General features: G+C 67.4%; 13 protein-coding genes. 9 read left to right on the top strand and 4 right to left on the bottom strand.

The genetic code is table 11. The features are described from left to right. Positions 1-205: 205 nt before the first annotated feature. From U5N23_RS22465 to U5N23_RS22450, 4 genes are all read left to right on the top strand, one after another. The gene (locus tag U5N23_RS22465; RefSeq protein WP_322594949.1) at positions 206-2,059 is read left to right on the top strand and encodes a M48 family metallopeptidase; all 1,854 of its coding nucleotides are present in this window, start codon (positions 206-208) and stop codon (positions 2,057-2,059) included. Between the two features lie 294 nt (positions 2,060-2,353). Beyond that, positions 2,354-4,276, top strand: coding sequence for a PrkA family serine protein kinase (locus tag U5N23_RS22460; RefSeq protein ID WP_322594948.1), 1,923 nt, complete (start codon positions 2,354-2,356; stop codon positions 4,274-4,276). Positions 4,277-4,602: 326 nt separating this feature from the next. Then, positions 4,603-5,874: a YeaH/YhbH family protein gene (locus U5N23_RS22455; protein WP_322594947.1), complete on the top strand. Its 1,272-nt coding sequence runs from the start codon at positions 4,603-4,605 to the stop codon at positions 5,872-5,874. 38 nt (positions 5,875-5,912) lie between these two features. Then, positions 5,913-7,505: a SpoVR family protein gene (locus U5N23_RS22450; RefSeq protein WP_416208667.1), complete on the top strand. Its 1,593-nt coding sequence runs from the start codon at positions 5,913-5,915 to the stop codon at positions 7,503-7,505. Between the two features lie 31 nt (positions 7,506-7,536). Here U5N23_RS22450 and U5N23_RS22445 read toward each other — a convergent pair whose 3' ends face one another. The 3 genes from U5N23_RS22445 to U5N23_RS22435 form a co-directional block, all read right to left on the bottom strand. Further along, the gene (locus U5N23_RS22445; RefSeq protein ID WP_322594945.1) at positions 7,537-8,979 is read right to left on the bottom strand and encodes an aldehyde dehydrogenase family protein; all 1,443 of its coding nucleotides are present in this window, start codon (positions 8,977-8,979) and stop codon (positions 7,537-7,539) included. Between the two features lie 10 nt (positions 8,980-8,989). Further along, on the bottom strand, positions 8,990-10,312 hold the full coding sequence (locus U5N23_RS22440) for an aminotransferase class III-fold pyridoxal phosphate-dependent enzyme (RefSeq protein WP_322594944.1): 1,323 nt from the start codon (positions 10,310-10,312) through the stop codon (positions 8,990-8,992). A 146-nt stretch (positions 10,313-10,458) separates the two neighbouring features. Next, entirely contained in the window at positions 10,459-11,334 is an 876-nt protein-coding gene (locus U5N23_RS22435; RefSeq protein WP_322594943.1) for a GntR family transcriptional regulator, read from the bottom strand. Positions 11,335-11,415: 81 nt separating this feature from the next. Here U5N23_RS22435 and U5N23_RS22430 point away from each other — a divergent pair, with 81 nt between their 5' ends. From U5N23_RS22430 to U5N23_RS22410, 5 genes are read left to right on the top strand one after another with little or no spacing between them, the layout of a single operon-like run. Beyond that, positions 11,416-12,576, top strand: a complete 1,161-nt coding sequence (locus U5N23_RS22430) for a C45 family peptidase (protein WP_322594942.1) — start codon at positions 11,416-11,418, stop codon at positions 12,574-12,576. Between the two features lie 52 nt (positions 12,577-12,628). Further along, positions 12,629-14,206: an ABC transporter substrate-binding protein gene (locus tag U5N23_RS22425; RefSeq protein WP_322594941.1), complete on the top strand. Its 1,578-nt coding sequence runs from the start codon at positions 12,629-12,631 to the stop codon at positions 14,204-14,206. Between the two features lie 32 nt (positions 14,207-14,238). Beyond that, a complete protein-coding gene (locus tag U5N23_RS22420; RefSeq protein ID WP_322594940.1) occupies positions 14,239-15,195 on the top strand; it encodes an ABC transporter permease in 957 nt (318 codons plus the stop codon). An 11-nt stretch (positions 15,196-15,206) separates the two neighbouring features. Further along, entirely contained in the window at positions 15,207-16,022 is an 816-nt protein-coding gene (locus U5N23_RS22415; protein WP_322594939.1) for an ABC transporter permease, read from the top strand. Positions 16,023-16,060: 38 nt separating this feature from the next. Next, positions 16,061-17,689, top strand: a complete 1,629-nt coding sequence (locus tag U5N23_RS22410; protein WP_322594938.1) for an ABC transporter ATP-binding protein — start codon at positions 16,061-16,063, stop codon at positions 17,687-17,689. A gap of 68 nt (positions 17,690-17,757) precedes the next feature. On the opposite strand, the gene U5N23_RS22405 is transcribed toward U5N23_RS22410, so the two are convergent. Then, entirely contained in the window at positions 17,758-18,378 is a 621-nt protein-coding gene (locus U5N23_RS22405) for a VOC family protein (RefSeq protein WP_322594937.1), read from the bottom strand. Between the last annotated feature and the right edge of the window lie 218 nt (positions 18,379-18,596).

Below are 18,596 nucleotides of genomic sequence, written 5' to 3'. Positions count from 1 at the left end.
TTTGCGGGTGGTGGCGGGTATTTGCCTTTCAGCCGGGTGCTGCCGCCATTGGTCCCATTGTTGCCTGGCACGGACTGGCGCAAGGCAGGGGTTTGCCGATAATCCGGCGCGAGGGGTGAGGACATGGTGCGCTGCAGGCGTGCCTGGGCCCCTTTGTGCTTCGCCGGATCCCAAAAACCATTCCAACCACCTGTCGGCTTTCCGTATGAACATTCCATCCGCCCTGCGCCTGGGCCTGGCCAAGGTGTTTGCCTATTCGCTGCTGTCGCTGTTTTTGATCCCGCTGGCTGCCTACCTGTTCACCGGCTACGCCCAGCGCGACGAGGACGCCCAGTTCGTCGCCCGCATCAGCCAGCGCATCGACGCCGAAAAAGGCATGCCTGCGGCCGAAAAGCAGGCCCGCAAGGACTTCTACCGTGCCAACCCGCCGTCCCGGGTCTGCACCAACCCTGCGGCCGAGGTGCAGGAGTACCGCGCGGCGGTGTGCGAGCAGTACGGCGAGCTGTGGCAGTTCAACCTGGTGCGCAAGGCCTCGCTGTGGACCCTGTTGGCGGGCGGGGTGCTGCTGGCGGCGGTGCTGGGCCTGGGGGCGCTGGCCTTCGTGGACCGCAAGATGCAGTACACCAGCTTTGTCACCGGCTGGCACCTGACCACCTGGGCGAGCGCTGCCGCGCTGGTGGTGCAGGGGGCGCTGGCGGTGTGGCTGTCGTTCTGGCTCACGGCCTTCTTCTTCCAAAAATACTCGCCCAAGCTCATCATCTTCGTGGGCATTGCGGTGGCCATCGGCGTGCTCATGGCGATCAAGAGCATCTTCACGCGCGTGCAGTTGAACAACCGGGTGGACGGCGAGCCCGTGACCGAGGCCGACGCACCCGTGCTGTGGAAGCGCATCCGCCACATGGCCGAGCGCCTCAAGACCGAGCCGCCCCGGCACATCGTGGCCGGCATCGACGCCAATTTCTTCGTGACCGAGGCACCGCTGGCCGTGGGCGGCAAGGCGCTCACGGGGCGCACGCTGTTCGTGAGCATTCCGCTGCTGCGCCTGCTGGACCAGCAGGAGGCCGATGCCGTGCTGGGCCACGAGCTGGCCCACCTGCGCGGCGGTGACACCCGGCGCAGCGCCATGCTCGGCCCCAAGATCGCCCAGTACGACCACTACCGCCATGCCATGCGCACGGGCGGCCTGTCGGCCGTGGTCTCGCCCCTGCTGGACCTGTACCGCATGGTCTTCGAGATCGCGCTGGCGCGCGAGAGCCGCGAGCGCGAATTCAAGGCCGACCGCATTGCCGCCAAGCTCATCTCGCCCAACGCCATCGCACAGTCGTTGGTGAAGATCGCGGCCTATGCGCAGTACCGCTCCAGGATCGAGCACGAACTGTTCGGCCAGAACCGCCGGCACGATGCCGCACTGGGCATTGCCAGCTACGTGGCCCAGGGCCTGCCGCCCTATGCGGCGTCGCCCGACTTCCTTTCGGAGATGAAGAGCGCCAACGTGCCGCACCCGTTCGACTCGCACCCGGCCATGACCGAGCGCATGCGCGCCGTGGGGGTGAACCTGCCCGAGAGCGCCTATGGCGCCATCGTCGTGCGCCCGCCGGCTGCCACCTGGGTGCAGCACATCCTCACCGCCGATGCCATCGAACAGCGCATGTGGGGCGAATACGAGCAGGCCTTTGCCGCCGACCACGAGCGCAGCCTGGCCTACCGCTACGAGCCCGCCACCGACGAGGAGCGCGCGCTGGTGCTGCAGTATTTTCCGTCAGTGGTCTTCGCCCTGAAGGGCAGCGACACCGTGACCGTGAGCATCGACGGCATCAGCACCTCGGCCGACAGCACCACCGTGTACTGGGATGCCGTGAAGGCGCTGGAATTCAAGGAAAGCAGCTTTGGCAACGCGCTGCTCGTGACCCACCCCGAGAAGAACGCCCTGGGCCTGGGCGCCAGGAAAAGCAAGATCAAGCTGGCCGGCCTCAAGAAGGAAAAGGACGACTTCAACGCCACCGTGGGCCACTACTGGCAGCGCCACCAGATCATGCGCGCGCACCAGGGCCAGGCGTGATCCCGCAGCCTTGCGCCCCGGCACCGCGTCCCTGCATGCCGTGCGGCAATCGCGGCATGTGCCCATACCCAGGAAATCCCTGACGCTCCACGTTCACTGAATGCGCGCGGCGAGTGAACTTGTGCAGTGTGCCATGCTCTACCGAAGCATGTGCAGGGCGCAAGAAAAGCGTTGCGCGCCTACACGAATTCCCTGTTCAAAGACAGGCGGTGGTGCTAAAAAGGACCAGAACCGGTAGCGATTCCCACTGCAAACCGTGGCCCCGATGCGGAGGGTGCCACCACAGGAGGACGTATGGATGCCATCAGCAATTTCGCAGCGCGCTATGCCCGCGGCCGCGAAGAAGAGATGTCGATCGACGAGTACCTTGCCGAGTGCAAGCGCGATCCCATGGTCTACGCCACGGCGGCCCAGCGCATGCTGGCCGCCATCGGCGAGCCCGAGATGGTCGATACGCGCAACGACTCGCGCATGTCGCGCATCTTTGCCAACAAGGTGATCAAACGCTACCCCGCGTTCGCCGAGTTCTACGGCATGGAAGACGCCATCGAGCAGGTGGTGAGCTTCTTTCGGCATGCCGCACAGGGGCTGGAGGAGCGCAAGCAGATCCTCTACCTGCTGGGGCCCGTGGGCGGGGGCAAGAGCTCGATCGCCGAGCGGCTCAAGCACCTGATGCAGAAGGTGCCGTTCTATGCGCTCAAGGGCTCGCCGGTGAACGAGTCGCCGCTGGGCCTGTTCGACGCCCTGGAGGATGGCCCGGTGCTCGAAGAGCAGTTCGGCATCCCCCGGCGCTACCTGCAGCGGGTGCTTTCGCCCTGGGCGGTCAAGCGGCTGGAGGAGTTCGGTGGCGACATCCGCCAGTTCCGTGTGGTCAAGCGCTACCCCAGCATCTTGAAGCAGGTGGGTGTCGCCAAGACCGAGCCGGGCGACGAGAACAACCAGGACATCTCCAGCCTGGTGGGCAAGGTCGACATCCGCAAGCTCGAAACCTTTGCCCAGGACGACACCGACGCCTACAGCTACAGCGGTGGCCTGTGCCTGGCCAACCAGGGGCTGCTGGAGTTCGTGGAAATGTTCAAGGCACCCATCAAGGTGCTGCACCCGCTGCTCACCGCCACACAGGAGGGCAACTACAAGGGCACGGAGGGCTTCGGTGCCATCCCGTTCGACGGCGTGGTGCTGGCCCACAGCAACGAGAGCGAGTGGAAGGCGTTTCGCAACAACAAGAACAACGAGGCCTTCCTGGACCGCATCTACATCGTCAAGGTGCCGTACTGCCTGCGCGTGAGCGAGGAGATCCGCATCTACGAAAAGCTGATCCGCGAATCGTCGCTGGGCAACGCCGTGTGTGCGCCGGGCACGCTCAAGATGATGTCGCAGTTCGCCATCTTGACGCGCCTGAAGGAGCCCGAGAACTCCAGCATCTTCAGCAAGATGCAGGTGTACGACGGCGAGAGCCTCAAGGACACCGACCCGCGCGCCAAGAGCTACCAGGAGTACCGCGACTACGGTGGCGTGGACGAGGGCATGACCGGCATCTCCACGCGCTTTGCGTTCAAGATCCTGTCCAAGGTGTTCAATTTCGACAGTGCCGAGGTGGCGGCCAATCCGGTGCATCTGATGTATGTGCTGGAGCAGCAGATCGAGCGCGAACAGTTCGCCGCCGAGCTGGAGACCAAGTACACCAGCTACATCAAGGAATTCCTCTCGCCGCGCTATGCCGAATTCATCGGCAAGGAGATCCAGACCGCCTACCTGGAGAGCTACAGCGAGTACGGGCAGAACATCTTCGACCGCTACGTCACCTACGCCGACTACTGGATCCAGGACAACGAGTACCGCGACACCGACACCGGCGAGGTGTTCGACCGCAGTGCGCTCAACGCCGAGCTCGAGAAGATCGAGAAGCCCGCCGGCATCGCCAACCCCAAGGACTTTCGCAACGAGATCGTCAACTTCGTGCTGCGCGCACGCGCCAACAACCAGGGTAACAACCCGAGCTGGACCAGCTATGAGAAGCTGCGCCTGGTGATCGAGAAGAAGATGTTCTCCAACACCGAAGAGCTGCTGCCGGTCATCAGCTTCAACGCCAAGGGCAGTGCCGAGGAGGCGCGCAAGCACGAGGACTTCGTCACCCGCATGGTGGAAAAGGGCTACACGCCCAAGCAGGTGCGGCTGCTGTGCGAGTGGTACCTGCGCGTCAGAAAAAGCAGTTGATCGACCGGGTTGCCAGCGTGTCTCTAAGAACCTGTTCAATATCTTTTTGGAGCCGCGCAAGCCCCTTTTCGGGATGGGATGCTAGGCGCGGTGAGCAGCCAATAGCTCGGCTATTGGCAAGCGCCGCAACGCCGCAGACCGCCCGAAAAGCGACTTGCCCTCCGGGTTGGAGTGAAATCGGGCGATTGGACGCCCCGGCTGCTTGCATGGGCATGAGCCCATGCGGCGCATCCGAAGCATCCACTCATCCCGATTGCACTCCAACGCGGCTGCAAAAAGATATTGAACAGGTTCTAAGGGGCGCTGGCCCATGATGGGGGCAAGGGATGGCATTGCAAATCATCGACCGCAGGCTCGCCGGCAAGAACAAGTCGGTGGGCAACCGCGAACGCTTCGTGCGCCGCTTCAAGGAGCAGATCGCCGAGGGCGTGCGCCGTGCGGTGTCGCAGCGCGACATCCGCAGCATCGAGCAGGCCGAGAACATCACCATTCCCAGGAAGGACATCGGCGAGCCCGCGTTCCACCATGGCCGGGGCGGCATCCACGACCGGGTGCACCCGGGCAATGCCGAGCACGTGCGCGGCGACCGCATCCAGCGGCCCCAGGGGGGTGGTGGAGGCGGTGGCGATTCGCAGGCCAGCGATAGCGGGGAGGGGGAGGACGACTTCACCTTCACCCTGACCAAGGAAGAGTTCATGCAGCTCTTCTTCGAGGACCTGGCGCTGCCCAACCTGCTGCGCACGCACATCGGCGAGACGCCCAAGTACAAGCCGCGCCGCGCCGGCTACAGCCAGAACGGCATTCCCAACAACCTGGCGGTGCTGCGCACCATGCGCGGGGCGCTGGGGCGGCGCATCGCGCTGGGCCAGTCGGCGCACCGCGAGCTGGCGGCGCTGCAGGTGCAGCTCGATGCCCTGGTGGAAGAAGGCCAGGGCGCCAGTGACGAGGCGGCAGTGCTGCGGCTGCGCATCGACGAGCTCAAGGCGCGCACTGGCCGCATCCCTTACCTGGACCCCATCGACCTGCGCTTTCGCTCCCGCGTGCAGGTGCCCGTGCCCAACAGCCAGGCGGTGATGTTCTGCCTGATGGACGTGTCGGGCTCCATGGACCAGGCGCGCAAGGACCTGGCCAAGCGCTTCTTCATCCTGCTGTACCTGTTCCTCACGCGGCACTACGAGAAGATCGACATCGTCTTCATCCGCCACCACACCCAGGCCGCCGAGGTGAGCGAGGAGCAGTTCTTCCACTCCACCGAGAGCGGGGGCACGGTGGTCAGCAGCGCGCTGGTGCTGCTCGACCAGATCATCCGCGCGCGCTACCCCGCAGGGGACTGGAACATCTACGTGGCCCAGGCCAGCGATGGCGACAACTTCACCAACGACAGCGGCAACTGCCGCACCCTGTTGGTGGACCGCATCCTGCCGCTGGCGCGCTACTTTGCCTACGTGCAGGTGGCCCAGGAAGAGCAGAACCTGTGGGAGGAGTACAGTCAGCTGCTGCCGCTGTTCCCCCACTTCGCCATGCGCAAGGTGTCCGAGCAGGGGGATATCTACCCCGTGTTCCGCGACCTCTTCAAGAAGGAAGGGGTGCAGGTATGAACCACCACATGGCCCAGTACCCGGTGCTGGAGCGCCGCATGCGCGACAACCCCTGGAAGACCGCCATCGTCGGCGAGCGCCGCCACCGCACCGTGCCCGAGCAGCCCCTGCCCGCCGGGGCGCGCCCTGCGCAGCCGCTGCCCGACCCGAGCGACTGGACTTTCGAGCTGATCGAGCGCTACCACGCCGCCATTGCCGCCACTGCCGAGCGCTTCGGCCTCGACACCTACCCCAACCAGCTCGAAGTCATCACCGCCGAGCAGATGATGGATGCCTACTCCAGCGTGGGCATGCCGGTGAACTACCGCCACTGGAGCTACGGCAAGGAATTTTTGGCCACCGAGCGGCGCTACCGGCGCGGCCACATGGGCCTGGCGTATGAGATCGTCATCAACTCCAACCCCTGCATCAGCTACCTGATGGAGGAGAACACCACCGCCATGCAGGCGCTGGTGATCGCCCATGCCGCCTACGGCCACAACAGCTTCTTCAAGGGCAACTACCTGTTTCGCATGTGGACGGACGCCTCCTCCATCATCGACTACCTGGTGTATGCCAAGGACTACGTGGCCCAGTGCGAGGAGCGCTACGGCTTCGACGAGGTGGAGCGGCTCATGGACTCCTGCCATGCGCTGGCCAACTTCGGCGTGGACCGCTACCGCCGCCCGTCCAAGAAGAACCTGGCGCGCGAGCGCCTGGAGCGCGAGCAGCGTGAGTCGTATGCGCAGCAGCAGGTCAACGACCTGTGGCGCACCCTGCCCACACGCCCCGGCAAGGAGGGGGCGGCACAGGAGAACAACCGCTTTCCGAAGGAGCCGCAGGAAAACATCCTGTACTTCATCGAGAAGAACGCCCCGCTGCTGGAGCCCTGGCAGCGCGAGATCGTGCGCATCGTGCGCAAGATCGCGCAGTATTTCTACCCCCAGCGCCAGAGCCAGGTCATGAACGAGGGCTGGGCCACCTTCTGGCACTACACGCTGCTGAGCACGCTGTACGACGACGGCTACCTGAGCGACGGGGTGATGGTCGAGTGGCTGGGCTCGCACACCAATGTGATCTTCCAGCCCCCCGTGGGGCACCGGGCCTACAGCGGCATCAACCCGTATGCGCTGGGTTTTGCCATGTACCGCGACATCCAGCGCATCTGCCAGAACCCCACGCCCGAAGACAGGCACTGGTTCCCCGACATCGCGGGCACCCCCTGGCTGCCCACGCTCGACCATGCCATGCGCAACTTCAAGGACGAGAGCTTCGTCGGCCAGTACCTGAGCCCGCATTTGATGCGCGAGATGCGCCTGTTCGCCCTGCACGACGATGCCCGCGTGAACGAGCTGGTGGTCAGCGAGATCCATGACGAGAACGGCTACCGCAACCTGCGCCAGCTGCTGTCGCAGCAGTACGACCTGGGCACGCGCGAGCCCAATATCCAGGTGTGGAACGTGAACCTGCGTGGCGACCGCAGCCTGACCCTGCGCCACACCCAGTACCAGGGACGCCCGCTGGGCGATGACACGCAGGAAGTGCTGCGGCACGTGGCACGCCTGTGGGGCTTTGGCGTGCAGATCGAGAGCGTGGACGCCTACGGCAACCACCCGGTGACGCTGCACTCGGTGCCCGCGCCCACGGAATGAATTGAAACACCCCCTGAGGCGCGAAAGCGACTCAGGGGGTGGTCACTTCCTCCTCGTACCCGAACATGGACTTGGCCTCCAGGTACTCCTCGAAACCCATGCGCCCCCACTCGCGCCCGTTGCCCGACTGCCGGTAGCCGCCGAAGGGCGCCGCGTGGTCGGCGCGTGCGCCGTTGAGGTGCACCATGCCGGCGCGCAGGCGCCGGGCGATGCGGCGGGCATGGGCCAGGTCGGGCGCGCTCACATAGGCCGACAGGCCGTAGGGCGTGTCGTTGGCCATGGCGATGGCCTCTTCCTCGGTGCCATAGGGCAGGATGCAGAGCACCGGGCCGAAGACCTCCTCGCGCGCAATGGCCATGGTGTTGCGCACCTCGGCAAACACCGTGGGCTGCACGAAATAGCCCTGGGCCAGGCCGGCGGGCCGCTGCAGCCCGCCGGTGGCGAGCCGGGCCCCTTCGCCCAGGCCGGTGGCGATGCATTCGCGCACCTTGGCGTACTGCCCCGCGTTGGCCACCGGCCCGAGCGTGGTGGCCGCGTCGCGCGGGTCGCCCATGCGCAGCGACTGCGCCACGTCCACCGCGATGGCCGTGGCGGCATCGTGCAGGTGCGCGGGCACCAGCAGGCGCGTGGGCGCATTGCACGACTGGCCGGTGTTGCGAAAGCACTGCAGCGCCGCCTGGCGGATGCTGGCCGGCAGGTCCACGCCGTCCACCACGATGCAGGGCGACTTGCCGCCCAGCTCCTGCGCCACGCGCTTGACCGTGTCGGCCGCCGCCTTGGCCACGGCCACGCCGGCACGCGTGGAGCCTGTGAAGGAAATCATGTCGATCTCGGCATGCGCCGCCATGGCCGCGCCCACGCCCGGCCCGTCGCCGTTGACCAGGTTGAACACCCCGGGCGGCACGCCTGCCTCGTGCAGCACCCGCGCGAACAGCAGGGCCGACAGCGGCGCCGTCTCGCTGGGCTTGAGCACCACGGTACAACCTGCGGCCAGCGCGGGTGCCACCTTGCAGGCGATCTGGTTCATGGGCCAGTTCCACGGCGTGATCAGGCCGCACACGCCGATGGGTTCGCGCGCCACGCGGGTGCGGTTCACCACCTCGTCGAAGGCATAGCTGGCCAGCACATGGGCCGCCTGCTTCAGATGCGACAGGCCTGCCACCGCATGGGCCTGGCGGGCCAGTGCGATGGGTGCCCCCATCTCGAGTGAGATGGCCATGGCAATCTCGTCCATGCGGCGCTCGTAGGCGGCAATCACCGCGTGCAGCACGGCCAGGCGCTGCTCGCGGCTGTGGGCCGCCCAGGCGGGGAAGGCGCGGCGCGCGGCGGCCACGGCGCGGTCGAGGTCGCGCGCATCGCCCAGCGCGATGCGCGCCACGGGCTGTTCCGTGCTGGGGTCGATGACGTCCTGCGTGCGCGTGCCTTGCGCGGGCGTCCAGGCGCCGTCGATGTAGAAATCCAGGTGTTGCTGCATGGCGCTGGCCTCAGGCGGTGGCCCGCAGGGCGGTGCGGATGCTGTCCACCACCTCGCCGATCTGCGCCTCGCTGATCACCAGCGGCGGTGAGAGCACCAGTGTGTCGCCCGAGTTGCGCACCAGCACGCCCGCCTCGAAGCAGGCCACATGCACGGCATTGCCGCGCGCGCCGGCAGCGCCTGGGCGCGATGCCAGGTCCACGGCGCCGAGCAGGCCGATGTTGCGCACGTCGGCCACATGCGGCGCGTCGCGCAGGCCGTGCAGGGCGGCTTCCCACGCCGGGGCGATGGCCTGCACGCGCGCGGCCAGGCCCAGTTCTTCGTGCACATCGAGCGTGGCCAGGCCGGCCGCGCAGGCCAGCGGGTGGGCCGAGTAGGTGTAGCCGTGGAACAGCTCGATCACGCCCGACGAGCCCTGCATGAACGCGTCGTACACCGTGTTGCCCACGAGCACGCCGCCCATGGGCACGGCACCGTTGGTCATGCCCTTGGCGCAGCAGATCAGGTCGGGCGTGACGCCGAAGGCCTGGGCCCCGAAGGCGGCGCCCACCCGCGCAAAGCCGGTGATCACCTCGTCGAAGACCAGCAGGATGCCGTGCTGTGCGCACAGCTCGCGCAGGCGTTGCAGGTAGCCCACGGGCGGCGGGTACACACCGCCCGAGCCGGTGACCGGCTCGACGATCACGGCCGCAATGGTGGCCGGGTCGTGCACCACGAACAGCTGTTCCAGCGCATTTGCGTAGTGCGCGCCCGTGGCCGGCTGGCCGCGCGAAAAGCGCGCATCGGCGTCGTAGGGCAGGGGCAGGTGGGCGGTGTCGGGCAGCAGCGGGCCGAAGTCGCGCTTGTGGCGCCCGAGCCCGGCCACCGAGAGGCCGCCAAAGCCCATGCCGTGGTAGCCCTTGGCGCGGCCCACCAGCAGCGTACGGCGCGCATCGCCACGCGCCTGGTGGTAGGCACGGGCGATCTTCAGGGCGGTGTCCACCGCCTCGGAGCCCGAATTGGTGAAGAACACATGGTCCATGCCGCCCGGCGCCAGGTCGGCGATGCGCCGGGCCAGCGTGAAGGCGGCCGGGTGGCTCATCTTGAACGACGAGACGAAGTCCATGCGGCCCGCGGCCTCGCGGATCGCCTCGGTGATGCGCGGCTGGCCGTGGCCTGCGTTGCAGCACCACAGGCCGGCCATGGCGTCCAGCACCTGGCGGCCATCGTCGGTGGTGTAGTGCATGCCCTGGGCGGCGGTGAACAGCATGGGCTGCTGCTGGAACTGGCGCTGGGCGGTAAAGGGCAGCCAGAAGGCATCGCCCTGGGTGCTGGGGGTAGTGGCGGAAGTCATGGGGGCTTTCGGTGGGTGCAGTACAGGCAAGGGCAGGGAGCCGCGTGCCCGCCATGGCGGCATCGGCCCCTGCATGCCTTGTATTATGTTTTTTGTTTTAACAAAAATCAATACACCAGCGCGAAGCCTTCGCGCGTTACGTCCGCTCAGGCTTTGGCAGGAGGGCGCAGGCGGCTGGCCACGTCGAGATGGCGCTGCATCAACAGGGCAGCCAGCTCCGTGTCGCCGGCCTGCAGGCGGTCGAGCATCTCCAGGTGCTCGCGGCAGTTCACCTGCATGCGCTCGGGGCCGTACTTCCAGTCGTAGTTGGACAGGCGGCGCAGGCGGTTCTGGCGCTGGATGTCCATATGGAAGAAGCGGTTGCCCGAGGCGGCGGCCACGCCCTCGTGGAAGGCGGCGTTCATCTCGAAGAAGGCGATGCTCGACGAATCCTCCGACAGGGTGCGCAGAAACTCCTCGTGCTGGCGCCGCATGTCCTGCGCCCAGGCGGGCGGCAGCGCAAAGCCGGGCTCGCGGATCGCGGCCGGCTCGATCACCATGCGGTAGCGGTAGCTCTCGTGGCGCACGCTGGCGTCCCAGGCGCCTGTGGCAAAGCGCCAGCCATAGCCGAGCTTGGGCTCGATGGCGCCCAGGTCGGCCAGGCGCTCCAGCGCGTTGCGGATGGCCGGGCGGCCCAGCTCGTAGGCCTCCATCAACTCCTTTTCGGAGACGTATTCCCCCAGGTTGCCATGCTGGCGGTCGTAGGCAATGCGCCGCAGCAGTTCGTCGCTGCCATCGGCCGCCTCGCGTGCGGGGGAGGGCAGGGGCGGCAGGCGCAGCAGCTCCACCCCGCGGTGTGGCTTGCGCTCGGCAAAGCCCTGCTGCGCAAGGTGGTCGAGTGCGGCGCGCACCGGCGTGCGCGAGACGCCCAGGCGCTCGGCGAGCTGGTTTTCATTGAGGCGCGCACCGGCCGCCAGGCCGTCCTCGTGGATGAGGCGGCTGATGCGGTCTGCCAGCTCCAGATGCAGGGGGGTAGAAACCATAGCTAGAAACAGTTGATGTTTTTTATTCTACAAAATACAATTCAGTCCATCGATCAATGATCGCTCACTCCACCCATCGCCATGGACCAGACTTTCCCTTGGGGCACCGACCAGCCCATTCCTTCCTGCCCACTGATCGAGGTCCGCGGCGCACCGCGCGAGCGTGGCCGCCAGTATGGCGAACAGGCCAAGGCGCGCATCCTGCGCGGCATCGCACATTACTCCACCCAGCTCGAAGGCAGCCAGCTCGGCTGGCCCGAGATCGGCACGCTGGTGAAGACCTTCGAGCCCACCATCGAGGCCTTCGATGCCGCCTACCTCGACGAGATGCGCGGCATCGCCGAGGGAGCCGGTGTGTCGTATGAAGCCGTGGTGATGCTCAATGCGCGCACCGAGATCCTCAAGCTGGCCGACCGGCGCCGCAAGGGCCAGCCCGCGCAGATCGACCCCGACGGCTGCACCGGCGTGGTGGCGATGCCCGAAGCCACGGCCTCGGGCCGTGTGATCCATGCGCAGAACTGGGACTGGAAGGCCGAGTGCGCCGAAACCGCCGTGGTGCTGCGCGTGCTGCGCGACGACGGCCCGGACATCCTGACCTTCACCGAAGCCGGCGGCATGGCGCGCTCGGGCATGAATTCTGCGGGCATCTCCATCACCGCCAACTACCTGGAGTCCGACCGTGACTACCGCCAGCTCGGCGTGCCGCTGGCACTGCTGCGCCGCAAGGCGCTGGAGCAGGTGCAGCTGGCCCTGGCCATGCGCATCGTGTACTGCACGCCCAAGTCGGCATCCAACAACGTGATGGTCTCGCACGCCACGGGCGTGGCCATCGACTTCGAATGCGCGCCCGACGAGACCTTCCAGATCCACCCGGAGCGCGGCGTCATCGTGCATGCCAACCACTTCCAGAGTCCGATTGCGCTGGCCAAGATCAAGGACATGGGCATCGTCAACACGCCCGATTCGCTGTACCGCGACCTGCGCGTGCGCGCGCTGGTGGAGCCGCACATCGGCGCGCTCACGCGCGAGCACATCAAGGCCGCGCTGTTCGACGACTTCCAGTCGCCCTGGTCGGTGTGCCGCCCGCCGCGCCCCAACTCCAGCAGCAACCTCTCGGCCACGGTGGCCATGGTGGTGATGGAGCCGGCCCTGGGCGAGATGGAAGTCGCCATGCTGCCCGCGCTCAGCCGCCGCTTCGAGACCTACCGCCTGGATCTGGAACGCCACCTGGCGCTGGCCTGAGCGCACCCGCCTCCCGCCCGATTGCCTGCCCCCCCGAAGAAAGGACCCCGAGATGACTACTGCCCCCTCGCGCTGGCTGTCCCAAGGCCTGGCCATGTTCGCCGGCCTGTGCACGTTCGGCCTGGCCCAGGCCCAGCCGCAAGCCGATACCCTGCGCATCCGCCTGAATGCCGACATCCGCTCCACCGACCCCGGCATCAACCGCGACAACAACACCGACGCGGTGATGATGCATGTGCTCGAAGGCCTGGTGGCCTACCGCGAGGACGCCTCCGTGGCGCCGCTGCTGGCCCAGTCGGTCAGCACCTCGGCCGACGGCAAGACCTACACCTTCAAGCTGCGCCAGGGCGTCAAGTTCCACAACGGGGCGCCGCTCACGGCCGACGACGTGCTCTTCGCCTGGAACCGCTACATGGCCCCGGCCAACAACTGGCGCTGCCTGGCCGAGTTCGACGGGCGCGGCCTGGCCAAGGTGGTCAAGGTGGATGCGCCCGATGCCGCCACCGTGGTCTACACGCTGGACAAGCCCTCGGCCCTGTTCCTGGCGACGCTGGCGCGGGTGGACTGCGGCGGCACCGGCATCTACCACCGCAGCTCGCTCGAAGCCGACGGCAAGTGGCGCGAGCCCGTGGCCACCGGACCCTACAAGCTCGGTGAGTGGAAGCGCGGCCAGTACATCGAGTTGCTGCGCAACGACGGCTATGCGGCGCTGCCCGGCGCGCGCGACGGCAACACCGGCGCCAAGATCGCCGAGACACCCAAGGTGCGCTTCATCATCATCCCCGATTCCTCGGCTGCCAAGGCGGCGCTGTTTTCGGGCGGCATCGACCTGAACTACGACATCAACGACGAGGACATGGCCGAGTACAAGGGCCGCAAGGACGTGCTGATGGAGACGCAGGCCACCATGAACGTGCAGGGCCTGCTGTTCCAGACGCGCGACCCGCTGCTCAAGGACGCGCGCATCCGCCGCGCCATGGCGCTCGCGCTGGACATGCCCGAACTGGTGGCCGCCGTCACCTCGGGCAATGCCCCGCCCAGCCGCTCGGTGGTGCCCACGCCCAGCGCCTTCTACAAGAAGCCGCAGGCGGCGGTGCCGCCGCGCAACCTGGCGCTGGCCAAGAAGCTGCTGGCCGAGGCCGGCTACAAGGGCGAGCCCATCAAGATCCTGGCCACCAAGCGCTACAACAGCGTCTTCAACATCGCCGTGCTGACCCAGGCCATGGTGCAGGAGGCCGGCATCAAGGCCGAGGTGGAAGTGCTCGACTGGGCCACGCTGCTCGACCGCTACACCAAGGGCAACTACCAGGCCATGGCCTTCACCTTCTCGGCCCGGCTCGACCCGGCGCTGTCGTACGAGATGGTCACGGGCTACAAGGACAAGCAGCCGCGCAAGGTGTGGGACGAACCCCTGGCCCACGAACTGCTGGCCAAGAGCATGGAGACCAGCGACGCGGCCCAGCGCCAGGCCCTGTTCGACAGGCTCGAAGCCCGCATGCGCGAGGACGTGCCCGCGATCTTCATGTACTCGGCCGTGAACACCAGTGCCGCCCGCTCCTACGCCAAGGGCTACAAGGGCTGGGCGCTGGGCACGCCGCGGGCCTGGGGCGTGGCGCTGCGCGCACCGTGAAGCCGATGGCCTGCTGACCTGGTACACGCACCATGGGTTCCTCCTTTCCGCTTTACGTCGGCCGGCGCCTGTTGTGGACGCTGCCGACCCTCTTCCTCGTGAGCCTGATGGTCTTTGTGCTCATGCGCCTGGTGCCCGGCGATCCGGCACTGCTCATCCTGGGTGACAGCGCCACGCCCGAGCAACTGGCCGACCTGCATGCCCAGTTCGGGCTCGACCGGCCGATCCCCGTGCAGTTCACGCTGTGGCTGGGCAAGATGCTGCAGGGCGATCTGGGCCATTCCATCACCAGCGGCGAGGCCGTGCTGCCGCTGCTGCTCGAACGCTTCCAGGTGAGCGCTGCCATCGTGCTCGTGGCCGTGGCCCTGGCCGCGCTGCTGGCCGTGCCTGCGGGCCTGTTGGCCGCGTGGAAGCAGAACAGCGTGCTCGACACCATGGTGGTGGCTGCCGCCACGTTCTTCCTGTCCATCCCGAGCTTCTGGCTGGGCCTCTTGCTGCTGCTCTTCATCGGGCTCAAGCTCGGCCTGGTGCCGGTGGTGGGCTACGTGCCCTTCAGCGAGGACTGGCGCTCGGCGCTGACCTTCCTGATCCTGCCGACCATCACGCTGGCGCTGATCGAGCTCGGTATCCTGACCCGCATGGCGCGTGCCAGCGCCGTGGAGGTACTGCGCCTGGAGTACGTGACGCATGCGCGGGCCAAGGGCCTGTCGGAGCGGCGGGTGCTGCTGCGCCATGTGCTGCCCAATGCGTTCGCGCCCACCTGGACCATGATCGGCCTGGTTCTTGGCAACCTCTTGGGCGGCATCGCGGTGCTGGAGACGGTGTTCACCCTGCCCGGCCTGGGCCGCCTGCTGGTGGATGCGATCTTTGCGCGCGACTACCCCGTGGTGCAGGGCTGCCTGCTGTTCACGGCTGCCATCTACGTGCTCGTCAACCTCGTGGTGGACCTGTGCTATCCCCTGTTCGATCCCCGGGTGTCCGCGTCATGATGAAGCGCCTGATGAAACGTCTGCGTGCCAACGCCCTGGTCGGCGGTCTGCTGGTGTCCCTGGTGGGCGCCATGGCCCTGCTGTCGGTGTTCTGGACGCCCTACAACCCCATGGGCGTCGCGCTGCGCCAGCGGCTGCAGCCGCCCTCGGGCAGCTACCTGCTGGGCACCGACGAGTTCGGGCGCGACATCCTCTCGCGCCTGATGGCCGGGGCCGGCACCAGCCTGCTGGTGGCCGCGCTCACCGTGGCCCTGGCCCTGGTGCTGGGCGTGGTGATCGGCCTCGTGGCCGGCTACTTCCGTGGCTGGCTGGACCGGGTGCTGATGGTCTTCAACGACGCCATGCTGGCCTTCCCCGGCATCCTGCTGGCCCTGGGGGTGATGGTCATCGTAGGCGCCAACCAGTGGGGCATCATCGTCGCGCTGGGCCTGGCCTATGCGCCCACGGCGGTGCGCGTGGTGCGCGGCTCGGTGCTCTCGCTGCGCGAGAAGGAGTACATCGAGGCCTCCGAGGTCATTGGCAACTCCGGCCTGCGCACGGTGTTCGCGCACATCCTGCCCAACTGCGTGGCGCCCCTGGTGGTGCTGGCCACGTCCATGTTCGGCTGGGTCATCCTGGCCGAGAGCGCGCTGAGCTTCCTGGGCCTGGGCGTGCCGCCGCCGGCACCCACCTGGGGCAACATGCTGGCCTCGGGCCGGCCCTACATCGAGACCGCCGCCTGGCTGGGCATTGCGCCCGGCGCCTGCATCGCGCTCACGCTGCTCGGCGTGAACCTGCTGGGCGACGCGCTGCGCGACTGGCTCGACCCGCGCATGGAGCACCGCTGATGCGGCCATCGTCCTCCCCTTTGGCCGAAAGAACCGACATGACGACCGAGAACAACCCGCAGCCGCTCCTGTCCGTGCGTGAGCTCACGGTGCACGGCCCCCACGCCCGTCCGCTGCTGGACGCCGTCTCCTTCGACGTGCCCGCCGGCGGCGTGGTCGCCCTGGTGGGCGAATCGGGCAGCGGCAAGACCATGGCCGGGCGCGCCGTGCTCGGCCTGCTGCCGCCCCAGGTGCGCCAGAGCGGCGGCAGCGTGCTGCTGCAGGGGCGCGACGTCGGGGCCATGTCGGCGAACGCCTTGCGCGCGCTGCGCGGCTGCGACGTGGGCATGGTGTTCCAGGAGCCCATGGTCTCGCTCAATCCGGCGATGACCATTGCCGAGCAGCTCTTCGAGGGCCTGCGCCTGCATGAGAAGCTGAGCGTGGCCCAGGCACGCGAGCGCGCCATCGCCATGCTGCGCCGCGTGCAGATCGCCGACCCCGAGCGCTGCCTGGCCGCCTACCCTCACCAGTTCTCGGGCGGCATGCGCCAGCGCATCATGCTGGCCTCGGTCATGCTGCTCAAGCCGCGCTTGTTGATCGCCGACGAACCCACCACGGCGCTCGATTCGCTGAGCCAGCGCGAGGTGATGGAGATCATGGCCGAGCTCACGCGCACCGAGGGCACGGCCGTGCTGCTCATCACGCACGACCTGGGGCTGGTGGCGCGCTACGCGCAGTCGGTGGTGGTGCTCGAAAAAGGCCGGCTGGTCGAGGCCGGCCCCGTGCGCAGCGTGCTCACGGCGCCGCGCCAGGCCTATACCCGAAGTCTCATCGACGCACTGCCCCAGCGCAGCGCCCCGCGCCCGGCACGGCCGGTGCGGGCGCCGCTGATCGAGGCCCGGGACGTGCATGTGAGCTTTCCCGGTGCGCGCCAGGGCTGGTTGTCCAAGGCCGCGCCCAAGCTGGCGGTGCGCGGCGTGTCGCTGGCCATCCAGCCGGGCGAGGTGGTGGCCGTGGTCGGGGGTTCGGGCTCGGGCAAGACCACGCTGGGCCGCGCCATGATCGGCCTGTTGCCCGTGGCGGGCGGCGACGTGTGCTTTCGCGGCACGCCGCTGGGCCAGGCCGATGCGGCGGGGCGCCGCGAGTTCCGCCTGGCCTGCCAGCTGGTGTTCCAGGACCCGTATTCCTCGCTCGACCCGCGGCAGCGTGTGCGCGACATCGTGGCCGAGCCGCTGCGCCACGGCCCGCCGCTCACGCGCGATGCGCTGCAGGCCACGGTGGACGCCATGCTCGACGAGGTGGGTCTGGCCGGCTTTGGCGAGCGCTACCCGCACGCCCTGTCGGGCGGGCAGCGCCAGCGCGTGGCGATTGCGCGGGCCCTGGTGCGCAAGCCGGCCTTCGTGGTGGCCGACGAGCCCGTCTCGGCCCTGGACATGACCATCCAGAAGCAGGTGCTGGAGCTGCTCAAGCGCCTGCAGGCCGAGCGCGGCTTCGGCTGCCTGTTCATCTCGCACAACCTGGCCGTGGTGTCCGAGATCGCCGACCGCATCATCGTGATGGAGAACGGCCGCATCGTGGAGGAGGGCAGCGTGGCCGACATCTTTGACCGGCCGCAGCAGCCCTACACGCGCGCGCTGCTGGAGGCGGCCACGACCAGCGACCTGCTGGCCGAGCTGGATGCGGTGTAGCTTTCGGACCGCGCCGAAAGAAAAAGGCGCCGCCCGCGAGGGTGGCGCCTTTTTTGCTGAGGCCGACTTCAGCCCTTGGCGAATTCAGGCCGGTCGTTGGTCTGGGGCTTGAGCGGCTCGGCCGCCTTGCCCTCGGCGCGTTCCTTGCGCCATTGCTCCTTGCGGGCCGTCCATTCCTTCAGGCGCGCATGCGCCACGGCGCTGTCCTTGGCCATGGCGTTGGCGTCGGCCAGTTGCGCCGTGAGTTCCAGGCGGATGCCGTTGGGGTCGAAGAAATAGATGCTCTTGAAGATGTGGTGGTCGGTCACGCCCAGCACCTCGATGCCGAAGGCCTCCAGCCGCTCCTTGGTGTTCTGCAGTTCCTGCACGGTGTCCACGCGGAACGAGATGTGGTTGACCCACAGCGGTGTGTTGGGCGAGGGCTCGGCCTTCACGTCGTCGCCCAGGTCGAAGAAGGCGATGAACGAGCCGTCCTTCAGGCGAAAGAAGAAGTGCGTGTAGGGGCAGTACTCGCCCGTGCTCGGCACGTGGTCGCTCTGGATGATGTGGTACAGCGGCAGGCCCAGGATGTCCTCGTAGAACTGGCGCGTCTCCTCGGCGTCGCGCGCCTTGTAGGCGTAGTGGTGCAGCTGCTGGAAGGCGGCAGGTGCGGGCAGGCTGGCGAGGTCGGGCTTCGGAACGGCATTCATGCGGTGGTCTCCTGGGGTCGATGCTGGTGTCGATGTAGAAATTCTACTATTCGTAATCAATTTACGTAAAGGGAATTTTGAAAGAGGGGGTATCTGCGGTACATTGCGCCTCTCGCCAACCACCCGGGGTGTTTTCACCAATGCGCCTGTAAGCCCGTTTTCACGCTGTCCCGCACCTGCCCGAAGGCTGGTGCGGTCTTGTGGTGACCGTGGAGTGC

It is taken from the genome of Acidovorax sp. (assembly GCF_034519795.1).
Classification (GTDB): Bacteria; Pseudomonadota; Gammaproteobacteria; order Burkholderiales; family Burkholderiaceae_C; genus Acidovorax.
This window is presented reverse-complemented; position numbering and strand designations above follow the sequence as displayed.